A 12,383-nucleotide genomic window follows, 5' to 3' on the forward strand; every position below is an offset into this window, starting at 1 on the left:
CGCCGCGGCGGCGACCGCCGGCGCGTGCATGCGTCCGGGCTGCCGGGTGAGGCGCTCGAGCGGACCCGACACCGACACTGCCGCCACGACCTTGCCGGAGGGGGAGCGCACCGGGGCCGAGACCGAGCCGACGCCGGGCTCGCGCTCGCCGACGCTCTGGGCCCAGCCACGTCGGCGCACGGCCGACAGCTCCGCGGCGGAGAACGTCGCCTTGAGCAGGCCCTTGTTCATCCGCTCGGGGTCCTCCCACGCGAGCAGGATCTGGGCGGCGGACCCGGCGGCCATGGTGAGCTGACCGCCGACCGGGATCGAGTCGCGCAGGCCGGTCGGTCGGTCGGCCGCGGCGACGCAGACGCGGAAGTCGCCTTGACGGCGGTACAGCTGGGCCGACTCACCGGTGATGTCGCGCAGGCGGGCGAGCACCGGGCCGGCGGCGGCCAGCAGGCGGTCCTCACCGGCTGCGGCGGCGAGCTCGCCGAGGCGCGGGCCGAGCACGAAGCGACCCTGCATGTCGCGGGAGACCAGGCGGTGGTGCTCCAGCGCCACGGCGAGCCGGTGCGCGGTCGGGCGGGCGAGCCCGGTCGCGGCGACGAGACCGGCCAGGGTGGCGGGACCCGGCTCGAGGGCGGAGAGCACGAGGGCTGCCTTGTCGAGCACTCCCACACCGCTGGCGTTGTCCATGCCTTGATACTGCCGTATCGCATGGTGAGACGCAAGTGTTATGCTCTTCACGCGCCGCAGGACATGCGCACCACGGACCTGGACGACACGTCAGAGGAGAGATGATCGCGATGGGCAGGACGCTCGCGGAGAAGATCTGGGACGACCACGTCGTCCGCACGGCAGACGGTGAGCCCGACCTCCTCTACATCGACCTCCACCTCATCCACGAGGTGACGAGCCCCCAGGCGTTCGACGGCCTGCGGCTCTCCGGTCGGCCCGTGCGTCGTCCCGACCTGACGCTCGCGACCGAGGACCACAACATCCCGACCACGGACCTCGACAAGCCGATCGCCGACCCGGTGTCGCGCACCCAGGTGGAGACGCTGCGTCGCAACGCCGAGGAGTTCGGCGTGCGGCTGCACCCGATGGGCGACATCGACCAGGGCATCGTCCACGTCGTCGGCCCGCAGCTGGGTCTCACCCAGCCGGGCATGACGATCGTCTGCGGCGACTCGCACACGTCGACGCACGGTGCGTTCGGCTCCATCGCCTTCGGCATCGGCACGAGCGAGGTCGAGCACGTGCTGGCCACGCAGTCGCTGTCGCAGGCCAAGCCGAAGATGATGGCCGTCGAGGTCGAGGGCACGCTGCCCGAGGGCTCGACCGCCAAGGACCTCATCCTGGCGCTCATCACGCAGGAGACCACCGGTGGTGGTCAGGGCTACATCGTCGAGTACCGCGGCGAGGCCATCCGCGCGCTCTCCATGGAGGAGCGCATGACGATCTGCAACATGAGCATCGAGTGGGGTGCCAAGGCCGGTCTGATCGCCCCCGACGAGACGACCTTCGAGTACATCCAGGGCCGTCCGCACGCCCCGCAGGGCGAGGCGTGGGACGAGGCCGTGGCCTACTGGCGCGACCTGGTCACCGACGACGACGCCCACTTCGACAAGGTGGTGCACCTCGACGCCTCGCAGGTCACCCCGTTCGTCACGTGGGGCACGAACCCCGGGCAGGGCGCCCCGCTGTCGGCGACGGTCCCCGACCCCGAGAGCTTCGAGGACCCGATCGAGCGTGAGGCCGCCGCCAACGCGCTCGCCTACATGGGTCTGGAGGCTGGCACGCCGCTGCGCGACATCGCCGTCGACACCGTGTTCGTCGGCTCGTGCACCAACGGTCGCATCTCCGACCTGCGCCGCGCGGCCGAGCTGATCAAGGGCCACAAGGTCGCCGACGGCACCCGCATGCTCGTCGTGCCCGGCTCGGTGCGGGTCCGGCTGCAGGCGCAGGAGGAGGGCCTCGACCGGGTGTTCACCGAGGCCGGCGCCGAGTGGCGGGGCGCGGGCTGCTCCATGTGCCTCGGCATGAACCCCGACCAGCTCACGCCGGGCGAGCGCAGCGCCTCGACGTCGAACCGCAACTTCGAGGGTCGCCAGGGCAAGGGTGGCCGCACGCACCTCGTCTCGCCCGACGTCGCGGTCGCCACGGCCGTCCTCGGCCACCTGGCCAGCCCCGCCGACCTCGAGCCCGTCCGCGCGACCGCAGGAGTCTGACCATGGAGAAGTTCACCTCGCACACCGGCGTCGGCGCGCCGCTGCGTCGCAGCAACGTCGACACCGACCAGATCATCCCCGCCGTCTACCTGAAGCGGGTCACCCGCACGGGCTTCGAGGACGGCCTGTTCGCGGCCTGGCGCAACGACCCCGACTTCGTGCTCAACCGCGAGCCGTACGAGCACGCGACGATCCTTGTCGCGGGTCCCGACTTCGGCACCGGCTCGTCGCGCGAGCACGCCGTGTGGGCACTGCAGAACTACGGCTTCAAGGCCGTCATCAGCTCGCGGTTCGGCGACATCTTCAGCGGCAACTCGGGCAAGGCCGGTCTGCTGGCCGCGCAGGTCGACGAGAAGGTCGTGCAGCGGCTCTGGGACCTCCTCGAGGAGGAGCCGGGCGCCCAGATCACGGTCGACCTCGAGTCGCGCACGGTGCGGGCCGGCGAGGGTCCTGACGCGATCGTCGACTCGTTCACGATCGACGACTACACCCGCTGGCGCCTGCTCGAGGGTCTCGACGACATCGCCATCACGCTGTCGCACGACGACGACATCGCGGCCTACGAGCAGCGTCGACCGGCCTTCAAGCCGGCCACGCTCTGACCCTCGCCCGGACGTCCGTCCAGCGAGGTGCCGAGAGGCGCCATGCGCTCTTGACCGCACCCGCGGTGCCGGTGCGAGAGTGAGGCCGGAGTGGGTCCGCAGGGCCCGGGAGTGACGGGAGCCAGCGATGGTCGTGGTCGTGGAGGTCGCGTCGACCGTGCCGCTGCCGCGTGAGGCGGTGTGGGAGCGGGTGGCGTCGGTGGCGGGCATCCAGCACGAGATGCTCCCGTGGCTGCTCATGTCGATGCCGCGCGGCACCGAGCACCTCGACGTCGACACCCTCCCCGTCGGGCAGCCGCTCGGCAAGGCCTGGCTCCGGCTCCTCGGCGTCCTGCCGGTGGAGTACGACGACCTCACCGTGGTCGAGCTCGAGCCCGGCCGGCGGTTCCGGGAGGTCTCGCGGATGCTGTCCGCGCGTCGGTGGGAGCACGAGCGCACGCTGTCGTCGGTCGACGACGGTGCCACGCAGGTGCACGACAGGCTCACGATCGAGCCCCGCCTGCGCCATGGCGCCGGTGCCACCCGCGCGGTCGTGACGGCGATCTTCCGGCACCGTCACCGCCGGCTGGCCCGGTGGTGCGCGGAGCACCCGACGAGCCCCTGAGGACCCGACACGTGCCGCCCGTCACGCCGCAGGGTGGCCGCACGTCATAGGGTCGGCCCCATGGATCGTCCCCGGGCAGAGCTGCCGCGAGCGACCCGGTGGATCGTGCGGATCCTGCGGCCGTTCCTCATGGTCGTGACCCGGCGCGACTGGCGGGGTGTGGACAAGCTGCCGCGTGACGGCGGCTACGTGATCGCGCCGAACCACATCTCGCACCTCGACCCCATCCTCATCAGCCACTTCATGGTCGACCAGGGCGTGGCGCCGCGCTTCCTCGCGAAGGACACGCTGTTCTCCGTCACGGGTCTCGGGCCGCTGCTCGCCGGCGCGGAGCAGATCCCCGTGCACCGCAGCACCGAGGGTGCCGCGGAGTCGCTGCGCTCGGCCGTCGCCGCGGTCGAGGAGGGCAAGGTCATCTCGATCTACCCCGAGGGCACCATCACCCGCGACCCCGACCTGTGGCCGATGAGCGGGCGCACCGGAGCGGTCCGGGTCGCGCTCGCCACCGGACGTCCGCTCGTGCCGCTCGCGCAGTGGGGCGCGCAGCGCATCCTCTGGCCGTACACGAAGCTCCCCCGGTTCCTGCCGCGCAAGACCATCCACGTCGTGGTCGGCGACCCGGTCGACCTGTCCGACCTCGTCGGCCTGCCGATCACCGAGGACGTCCTGCGCACGGCCACCGACCGCCTGATGGACACGCTGACCGCCATGGTCGGCGAGATCCGCGGCGAGCTCCCCAGCGGCCCCCGGATCGACGTGCACACGCTCGCCGCCCCCCGGACCGCGTACCGTGCACCGACCGACGCGACCGACCACGTCGCCCCTCCAGCCGACCCTGCCCCGTCGGGCGCGGACGACACCCCGAAGGAGCCGTGATGGCCAGGACCGCCGTGATGGGAGCAGGATCGTGGGGCACCGCGTTCGCGCTGGTGCTGGCCGACGCGGGCAACGACGTGCGTCTGTGGGGCCGCCGCGCCGAGCTCTGCGACGGGATCAACGCGACGCACGAGAACGCCGACTACCTGCCCGGCATCGCGCTCCCGGAGACCATCCGCGCCACCCACGACCCGCGCGAGGCGCTCGACGGCGCGGAGGTCGTGGTGCTCGCCGTGCCGTCCCAGCAGCTGCGCGCCAACCTCGGCGACTGGGGCGACGCGATCGACGACGCCGCGGTCATGGTCAGCCTCATGAAGGGCGTCGAGCTCGGCACGCACCTGCGGATGAGCGAGGTGGTGGCCGAGCTGACCGGTGCCGGTCCCGAGCGCATCGCCGTGGTCACCGGCCCGAACCTCGCGAAGGAGATCGCCCGGCGCGAGCCGGCGGCCAGCGTGGTGGCGTGCGCCGACCAGGCCGTCGCCGAGCGGCTGCAGAAGCTGTGCCACACCGCTGCCTTCCGCCCGTACACGAACACCGACGTCATCGGGTGCGAGCTCGGCGGCACCACCAAGAACGTGATCGGCCTGGCCGTCGGCGTGTGCATCGGTCTCGGCTTCGGCGACAACACGAAGGCGTCGGTGATCACGCGCGGTCTCGCCGAGACCGCACGGCTCGGCGTCGCGATCGGTGCCGACCCGCTGACCTTCTCGGGGCTCGCCGGCATGGGCGACCTGGTGGCCACCTGCTCGTCGCCTTTGTCGCGCAACCGCACCTTCGGCGAGAAGCTCGGTCAGGGCCTCAGCGTCGAGGAGGTGACGGCGCAGACCCGGCAGGTCGCCGAGGGCGTCAAGTCGTGTCGCTCCGTCGCGGAGCTCGCCGCTGCCCACGACGTGGACATGCCGATCGTCACCCATGTGGCCGCGCTCATCGCGGGGGAGATGGACCCCGAGGCGCTCGTGAAGGCGCTCATCTCGCGCGAGGCCAAGCCCGAGGTCCGCTGACCCTCGCGTCGCCCTGCGCGGGCGTCAGATCGCCGCGAGGGACCGCTCGACGTCGTACCAGATGTCCTCGACGTCCTCGATGCCCACCGAGAGACGCACGAGCGCCTCGGGCACCACGTCGGGCTCCGCCGCGTGCCGGCGACGTCGCTCCCAGGTGGACTCCACGCCGCCGAGGCTCGTGGCGTGGGTGATGACGTCGGACTGCTCGGTGACCTTCTGCGCCATCTCCGGCCCGCCCTGCACCTCGAAGGACAGGATCGTGCCCCAGCCCGGGTAACGGATGCCGGAGACCACCGACGACGACTGCAGACGTCGGGCGATCTCGCGCGCGTTGGCCTCGGCGCGGTCGAGGCGGACGTGCAGCGTGCGGATGCCGCGGGTGGCGAGCCAGCACTCCATCGCCCCCGGGATGGCGCCGAGGTTGGCGCGGCGGGCCTCGATCGCGCGGTGGGCCCGCGGGTTGCCGGTGACGACGGCGCCGAGGATGACGTCGCTGTGCCCGGAGATGAGCTTCGAGGCCGAGTGCACGACGAAGTCGGCGCCCAGCTCGAGCGGCTTCTGCCGCAGCGGCGTCGCGAACGTGTTGTCGACGGCGACGGCCGTGCCGGCGCGCGCCGCCTCGGCGGCGATGTGCTCGACGTCGGCCACCTCCAGCAGCGGGTTGGTGGGCGACTCGAGCCAGACGAGCGCGGCGTCGTCGGCGGCGTCGACCACGGCCTGGGTGTCGGTGACGTCGACGAGCCGCAGGTCGATGAGTCCGCGTCGGGCGCGCTCGCGCAGCTGCACCAGCGTGCCGGAGTAGGCACCGGCGGGCGCGACGACGGCCGCCCGGGCGGGGACGAGGTCGAACACGGCCGCGCAGGCCGCCTGGCCCGACGCGAACGCCAGGGCGCGACCGCCCTCCAGGGCTCCCAGCACCTCCTCGAACGCGGTCCACGCCGGGTTGCCGTGACGTCCGTACTCGGACTCGCCGCCGGGGACGAGGGCGCTGGCCAGCGTGATCGGCGCATTGAGCGGGGCCCCCGGGGTGCGAGCAGGACGCCCGGCTCCGACGGCGATGGTCGACGACGAGAGCTCGGGTCCGTGCATGACCTCCATTGTGCAGGCCGCCGCCGACACAGCCCAGGGGCCGAGGGCCTCTTCCGCCGTGACATGTTCCATAGGCTCCCGCGGCACGTCGTCGGCGCGGGCTAGGCTGACGGGCGATGAACGAGACCTCCAGCACCGTGCCCGCCCGTCCTCGGGTCGTCGTCCTCTTCGGCGGGCGTTCCAGCGAGCACGGAGTCTCCTGCCTCACCGCGCGCAACGTCGTGGCGGTCGTGGACCGCGAGCGCTATGACGTCCTCACCGTGGGCATCACGCCAGACGGCCGCTGGGTGCGCGACGACCTCTCCGCCCCGGTGCCTGCGAGCGGGCTGCCGGAGGTGGCTGTCGACGGGGAGCCGTTCGCGTGGGAGGAGCTGCGCGACGTCGACGTCGTGCTGCCGCTGCTGCACGGACCCTGGGGTGAGGACGGCACCGTGCAGGGTCTGCTCGAGGTCGCGGGCGTGCGCTACGTGGGGGCCGGGGTGCTGGCCAGTGCGGTCGGCATGGACAAGCCGTTCACCAAGACGGTGTTCGCGGCTGCCGGCCTGCCGCAGATCCCGTACGTGACGATCCTGCCGGCCCAGTGGGACACCGAGCGCGACAAGGTGCTCGCGCGGGTCGGTGCGCTCGGACTGCCCGTGTTCGTCAAGCCGGCCCGGGCCGGGTCGAGCTCGGGCGTCACCAAGGTCGACGACGTCGGGTTCCTCGTCGAGGCGGTCGAGGCTGCCCGCAAGCACGACCCCAAGGTGATCGTCGAGGCCGCCGCCGTGAACAAGCGCGAGCTCGAGGTCGGCGTCATCCAGCAGCCCGACGGCACCCCGCTCGCGAGCGTGGTCGGCGAGGTCCGCAACGACGACACCACGCACGACTTCTACGACTTCGAGGCCAAGTACCTCGACGGCACGAGCGCCAACCTGGTGCCCGCCGACATCTCCGACGTCTTCGCCGCGCGCATCCGCGACTACGCCGTGAAGGCCTTCACCGCCATCGGCGGCGAGGGTCTGGCCCGCGTCGACTTCTTCGCCACCGACTCCGCCCCCGACGGCCTCGTCATCAACGAGATCAACACGATGCCCGGCTTCACGTCGACGTCGATGTTCCCCGTCCTCTGGGAGGCCACCGGCATCGGCTACGCCGAGCTCGTCGACCGGCTCCTCCAGCTCGCCCTCCACCGCTCGCCCGGGCTGCGCTGACGGGGTTCGTCCTCGTCCTGCGGCTGCGCTGCCGCGGGGGGTCTGGGTCTGCTGGTGCGCTGCCGGCGGCGGTCGCGACCTTGCTGGTGCGCTGCCTCGGCTGGCGCTGGGTGTGGTCTCCGAAAGGGGCCTCGACCGGGCGGCTGGCGGCGGTGGCGGCTCGGGCACTCGGGCTGTGGCCCGCGTCGGACCCAAGAATCTGCGTTCGTGCGCTGAGATTCCAAAGATTCTGCGTTGGATACGGGATCCCGTCATCAACGCAGAAGCGTTCGACCTTCAGCGCACGAAGGAAGAATGCTGGGTGCCCTGGGGGGTGGGGTGGGCAGCGCTTCTCCCTTCTCGTGGCACGGTCCACGAGAAGGGAGAAGCGCTGCCACCTCTGACCCGCTCAGCGGTGGATCCACCACCTGTACAGCCGTCAGAAGGTGGCAGATCCACCGATGGGACGCGCATACGCGGAATCTTGCGCCCACCGCAGCACCGACCCGCAGCCCGAGACCCCAGACCACTGCCGTCGCCAGCCGCCCGGTCGAAGCCCTCTCGGAGCGCAGGACGAGTCCAAGGCGCGCCGACGCAGCCGCAGGTCGAACGAGAAGCCGCGCCGACGCAGCGGCAGGTCGAACGAGAAGCCGCACCGACGCAGCCGCAGGACGAGTCGAGGCCGAGCCACCGCGACGTCAGCCCTGGCAGCGCCGCTCGGCGGGGACGTGCTTCTCGATGCTGGCGGCGAGGTCGATGAGGACGTCGGAGGCGGGGTCGTGCACGGCGGGGACGTCGACCTCGACGTTGACGCGCCGGTAGACGGTCGTGAAGCGGAAGCCGTCGGCGGTCTGCTCGCCGAACCAGTCGACGTCGTCGAAGGTGGCGCACTGCGACGTCGGCTCGAACGCGTCGGGCGTGGGGACGCCGCAGCGCAGCACGACGGGCGGGTCGCCCCAGGCGGCGGCCGGCACGTCCTGCTCCAGGCCGCGCTTGTCGAGACCGCCGACGGAGGCGGGGAGGTCGGCGAGGAGCGCCTGGCAGTCGACGTCGGTGCCCGGCTCGGTCGGGTAGGCGTCGACGAGCACGCCGCTCCCGCAGGCGCTCAGCGGGACGACGACGAGGGCGGCGGCCAGCAGGCCGGCGCGACGAGTCAGATCTTGACGACGGGGCACGTCAGCGTGCGGGTGATGCCGGCGACCTTCTGCACGCTCTGCACGACGAGCGTGCCGAGCTGGTCCATCGACGGACCTTCGGCGCGGACGATCACGTCGTACGGGCCGGTGACGTCCTCGGACACGGTGACGCCGGGGATCGCGGAGATCTCCTGCGCGACCTGGGCGGCCTTGCCGACCTCGGTCTGGACGAGGATGTAGGCGTGGACCGTCATGAGGACCTCCTGCTCGGGAACCTCGACACCATAGCCGACCACGCCGGTGTCCCGGCGTCCGGCTGGTCCACAATGGACGAGTGCCAGCGCAGCAGCAGGGTCCGGGGCCCGGGACGGTGTCCGACGTCGGCGAGTTCGGCCTGATCGACCGGGTCACGGAGGCTGGTGGCACGTCCGAGCGGGTGCTCATCGGGCCCGGCGACGACGCCGCCCACGTCCGCACCGCCGACGGCACCTTCGTCGTCTCCACCGACCTGCTCGTGGAGGGTCGACACTTCCGACGTGACTGGTCGACGGCCCTGGAGATCGGGCGGAAGGCGGCCGCGGCGAACCTGTCCGACGTGAACGCGATGGGCGGGGTGGCGACCGCGCTCACCGTGGGGCTCGGCGTCCCCGCCGACACGCCGTCGGCGTGGGTCGTGGAGCTCGCGAAGGGCTTCGAGCAGGAGGCCGCGGTGGTCGGCGCGCACGTCGTCGGCGGCGACATGACGGCGAGCGACGTGGTCGTCGTGGCCGTGACCGTCATGGGCGACGCGCCGCGTCCGGTCCGGCGCTCGGGCGCGCTCCCGGGCGACGTGGTGGCGGTGGCCGGACGCCTCGGCTGGTCGGCGGCCGGTCTCGCGACGCTGGGTCGGGGTTTCCGCTCGCCGAAGGCGGTGGTCGACGCCCACCGCGTGCCGACGCCTCCGTACTGGGCCGGCCGTGCAGCAGCCGACGCGGGCGCGACGGCCATGATCGACGTGAGCGACGGCCTGCTGGCCGACCTCGGCCACGTGGCACGCGCCAGCGGCGTCGTCGTCGACCTCCGGACGTCGGAGCTGACGATCGACGCCCCTCTGCTGACGGTCGGCGAGGCGCTCGGCCTCGACCCGCTCTCGCTCGTGCTGACCGGTGGCGAGGACTACGCGCTCGCGGCGACGTTCAGCGCGCCCACGGTGCTGCCCGACGGCTGGACGGTCGTCGGCGAGGTGCGCCACGTGCCCGAGGGCGCTGCGCCGTCGGTGCTGGTCGACGGCGCGGCGTGGGAGGGCGAGCCCGGCTGGCGTCACTGGCGCTGACCAGGCCCCCTCAGGCCCCTCGTCGCGCGGCTACGTGAGCGGCGCGACGCCGTCCTGGATGCGCGGGAACGGTCGCGCAGCCTCGAGCTCGTAGGAGAGCTCCAGCAGCAGGCGCTCCTGACCGTGCAGGGCCTGCAGCTGCACGCCGATCGGCAGTCCGTCGCCGGTGCGGCCGAGCGGCAGCGACACGGCGGGCGTCCCGGTGGCGTTGTTCAACGGCGTGAACGCGGCGTAGCGGACGAGCCGCTCGAACATCTCCGGGAAGGGCTGGTTCGGCGACAGGTGACCGAGGCGCGGCGTGGTGTGCGCGACGGTGGGGGAGAGGGCCGCGTCGAGCCGGTGCTCGGCGAAGTGTGCGCGCACCACGTGCTCGGAGCGCCGCAGTGCGCGGACGGTGCGCGGCAGGCGCCAGAACGAGCGGGCGAACCGAGCGGCGAGGAACCGGGTGAGCGGGTCGGTCGCGGTCTTGTCGAACTGGGGGTGCATCACACGACGCCCGAAGTGCTGGGTCGAGAACGCGAGCATGGCCCAGTAGTGCGTGAACGCGTCGACGAACGTGTCGTCGGCGGGCAGCGGCACCTCGACCACGTCGTGGCCGAGCGACGTGAGCAGCTCGGCGGTGGCCAGCACCGCGGCGCGCGTCTCGGCGTCGGTGGGGGTGTCGGTGAGCGAGTCGAGGACCAGCCCGACGCGCAGCCGCCGCGTCGACGGTCCCTCCACGAGACCTACCGCGGGCAGGCCGGGGGCCGTGCGGTGCGCCTCGGCGGCGGCGAGGAAGTGGGCGGTGTCGCGGACGGTCCGGGTCAGGACGCCGTTGCAGACGACGTCGACCGGCAGCTGCGCCGCGTGCACGTCGGGCGCGAGCCGACCTCGCGTGGGCTTCAGCCCGACGAGTCCGCAGGCTGCGGCGGGGATGCGGATCGACCCGCCGCCGTCGTTGGCGTGCGCGATCGGCACGACGCCCGACGCGACGAGCGCGGCGGCGCCGCCCGACGACGCACCGCTGGAGAACGCGGTGTTCCAGGGGTTGCGCGTGGGGTCCCACTGGTCGAACTCGGTGCTGGCGCTCCAGCCGAACTCCGGCAACGAGGACTTGCCCAGCGGCACCAGCCCGGCCGCACGCAGCTGGGTCGTGAACGGGGCGTCGGCCGCGGCGGGGACGTCGGGCATGGCCCGGGAGCCCTGACGGGTCGCCAGACCGGCGACGTCGGTGTTGTCCTTGACGTACGTCGGCACGCCGGCGAGGCGGCCGGTGAGCGGACTCGCGGCCAGCCTCAGCCCTCGCTCGACGTCGTCGACGACGATCGCGTCGAGGTGCGGCTCCACGCACGCAGCGCGGTCGACAGCTGCCTGAGCAGCGTCGACCGCGCTGATGTCGCCGCGACGGATCGCGGCTGCCAGGGCGACGGCGTCGAGCTCACCGAGCGCGTCGTCGCCGAAGGCGTGGACCTGCCTCAGCGGCTGACCTTGCCGGCCTTGAGGCACGACGTGCAGACGTTGAGGCGCTTGGGCGTGCCGTCGACGACGGCGCGCACGCGCTGGATGTTGGGGTCGAAACGACGCTTCGTGCGTCGGTGCGAGTGGGACACGTTGTGGCCGAAGCCGGGTCCCTTGGTGCACACGTCACAGACCGCTGCCACAGCGACCACTCCTGCAAGCTCGAGAACGGGTTCGTCGGACGACGAACGTACGAAAGGTGTGCCCGGTGAACGGGCAACCACGTAAGGATAGCCGATGCCCCGGCGGCGGGGCCAATCGCCCTCGCGGTACCCGGCGGCACGTCGGTGCACCACGCTAACCTGCCCCCATGGTCCTGCGCCTGCGAGCCGACGCTTTCCGCGCGTGGACGCAGCTCTGCGTGCAGGCGCTGTCCACGGCGCGCGCCGAGATCGACGCTCTCAACGTCTTCCCCGTGCCCGACGGCGACACCGGCACGAACGCGTACCTGACCTTCGTGGCCGGTGCCGACGCCGTCGCGGCGCTGCCCGACGACGTCGCGCTGCCCGACCTGGTGCGGGCGCACACCGACGGCCTGCTCATGGGCGCCAAGGGCAACAGCGGCGTCATCCTGTCCCAGCTCGTCCGAGCGGTGTTCGGCGACCTCGACCTCGACGCGGAGGTGCGCGCCGACGACGTCGCGCACGCGTTCCGCGCCGCGTCCGATGCCGCGCACGCGGCGGTGGGCCGCCCCGTGGAGGGCACGATCCTCTCGGTCGCGCAGGCGGCTGCCGACGGAGCGCAGGACGCCGTCGAGTCCGGCGCCGAGGCGCGCGACGTGTTCGCCCTGGCGGCCGCGTCGGCGAGGGTGGCCCTGGAACGCACGCCGGAGCAGCTCGCGCGGCTCGCCGAGGCGGGTGTCGTCGACGCGGGCGGTCGCG

At 72.7% G+C, this 12,383-nt stretch carries 14 protein-coding genes; 8 read left to right on the forward strand and 6 right to left on the reverse strand.

Annotation, left to right across the window (positions count from 1 at the left end; all coding sequences use genetic code 11):
* Window positions 1–681 (reverse strand): IclR family transcriptional regulator (locus NH339_RS14525; protein ID WP_253026594.1); only part of this gene is annotated, 681 nt, incomplete at its 3' end.
* 110 nt (window positions 682–791) lie between these two features.
* Between NH339_RS14525 and leuC the strand changes: the two genes are divergently transcribed.
* The 5 genes from leuC to NH339_RS14550 all read left to right on the forward strand — a co-directional run bounded on the left by leuC (window position 792) and on the right by NH339_RS14550 (window position 5,299).
* Window positions 792–2,216: a 3-isopropylmalate dehydratase large subunit gene (leuC, locus tag NH339_RS14530; protein ID WP_253026596.1), complete on the forward strand. Its 1,425-nt coding sequence runs from the start codon at window positions 792–794 to the stop codon at window positions 2,214–2,216.
* Window positions 2,217–2,218: 2 nt separating this feature from the next.
* Window positions 2,219–2,818, forward strand: a complete 600-nt coding sequence (gene leuD / locus NH339_RS14535; RefSeq protein ID WP_253026598.1) for a 3-isopropylmalate dehydratase small subunit — start codon at window positions 2,219–2,221, stop codon at window positions 2,816–2,818.
* A gap of 127 nt (window positions 2,819–2,945) precedes the next feature.
* A complete protein-coding gene (locus NH339_RS14540; RefSeq protein WP_253026600.1) occupies window positions 2,946–3,422 on the forward strand; it encodes a hypothetical protein in 477 nt (158 codons plus the stop codon).
* Window positions 3,423–3,482: 60 nt separating this feature from the next.
* The gene (locus tag NH339_RS14545; protein WP_253026602.1) at window positions 3,483–4,298 is read left to right on the forward strand and encodes a 1-acyl-sn-glycerol-3-phosphate acyltransferase; all 816 of its coding nucleotides are present in this window, start codon (window positions 3,483–3,485) and stop codon (window positions 4,296–4,298) included.
* Window positions 4,298–5,299 carry an NAD(P)H-dependent glycerol-3-phosphate dehydrogenase gene (locus NH339_RS14550; protein ID WP_253026604.1) on the forward strand — a complete coding sequence of 334 codons (1,002 nt, stop codon included), beginning with the start codon at window positions 4,298–4,300 and terminating at the stop codon, window positions 5,297–5,299. The genes NH339_RS14545 and NH339_RS14550 overlap by 1 nt, the downstream gene beginning before the upstream one ends.
* A gap of 24 nt (window positions 5,300–5,323) precedes the next feature.
* On the opposite strand, the gene NH339_RS14555 is transcribed toward NH339_RS14550, so the two are convergent.
* Window positions 5,324–6,388 (reverse strand): PLP-dependent aspartate aminotransferase family protein, encoded by a 1,065-nt coding sequence (locus tag NH339_RS14555; protein ID WP_067858642.1) that lies wholly within the window; start codon window positions 6,386–6,388, stop codon window positions 5,324–5,326.
* Window positions 6,389–6,504: 116 nt separating this feature from the next.
* On the opposite strand from NH339_RS14555, the gene NH339_RS14560 reads away from it, so the two are divergent.
* The gene (locus tag NH339_RS14560; RefSeq protein ID WP_253026606.1) at window positions 6,505–7,578 is read left to right on the forward strand and encodes a D-alanine--D-alanine ligase family protein; all 1,074 of its coding nucleotides are present in this window, start codon (window positions 6,505–6,507) and stop codon (window positions 7,576–7,578) included.
* Window positions 7,579–8,255: 677 nt separating this feature from the next.
* Here NH339_RS14560 and NH339_RS14565 read toward each other — a convergent pair.
* Together NH339_RS14565 and NH339_RS14570 are read right to left on the reverse strand one after the other, a co-directional pair.
* Complete coding sequence (locus NH339_RS14565) at window positions 8,256–8,732, reverse strand: DUF3515 domain-containing protein (RefSeq protein WP_253026608.1); 477 nt, start codon at window positions 8,730–8,732, stop codon at window positions 8,256–8,258.
* A complete protein-coding gene (locus tag NH339_RS14570; protein WP_253026610.1) occupies window positions 8,711–8,947 on the reverse strand; it encodes an Lrp/AsnC family transcriptional regulator in 237 nt (78 codons plus the stop codon). Before NH339_RS14570 ends, NH339_RS14565 begins: the two co-directional genes overlap by 22 nt.
* 80 nt (window positions 8,948–9,027) lie before the next feature.
* Between NH339_RS14570 and NH339_RS14575 the strand changes: the two genes are divergently transcribed.
* Window positions 9,028–10,005, forward strand: coding sequence for a thiamine-phosphate kinase (locus NH339_RS14575; protein ID WP_253026612.1), 978 nt, complete (start codon window positions 9,028–9,030; stop codon window positions 10,003–10,005).
* A gap of 30 nt (window positions 10,006–10,035) precedes the next feature.
* On the opposite strand, the gene NH339_RS14580 is transcribed toward NH339_RS14575, so the two are convergent.
* Window positions 10,036–11,490 (reverse strand): amidase, encoded by a 1,455-nt coding sequence (locus NH339_RS14580; RefSeq protein ID WP_253026614.1) that lies wholly within the window; start codon window positions 11,488–11,490, stop codon window positions 10,036–10,038.
* A complete protein-coding gene (rpmB, locus tag NH339_RS14585; RefSeq protein ID WP_055965440.1) occupies window positions 11,460–11,645 on the reverse strand; it encodes a 50S ribosomal protein L28 in 186 nt (61 codons plus the stop codon). Before rpmB ends, NH339_RS14580 begins: the two co-directional genes overlap by 31 nt.
* Window positions 11,646–11,812: 167 nt before the next feature.
* Between rpmB and NH339_RS14590 the strand changes: the two genes are divergently transcribed.
* On the forward strand, window positions 11,813–12,383 hold a 571-nt coding region (locus tag NH339_RS14590), incomplete at its 3' end, for a DAK2 domain-containing protein (RefSeq protein ID WP_253026616.1).

The organism is Aeromicrobium sp. CnD17-E (genome assembly GCF_024124745.1).
GTDB lineage: Bacteria > Actinomycetota > Actinomycetes > Propionibacteriales > Nocardioidaceae > Aeromicrobium.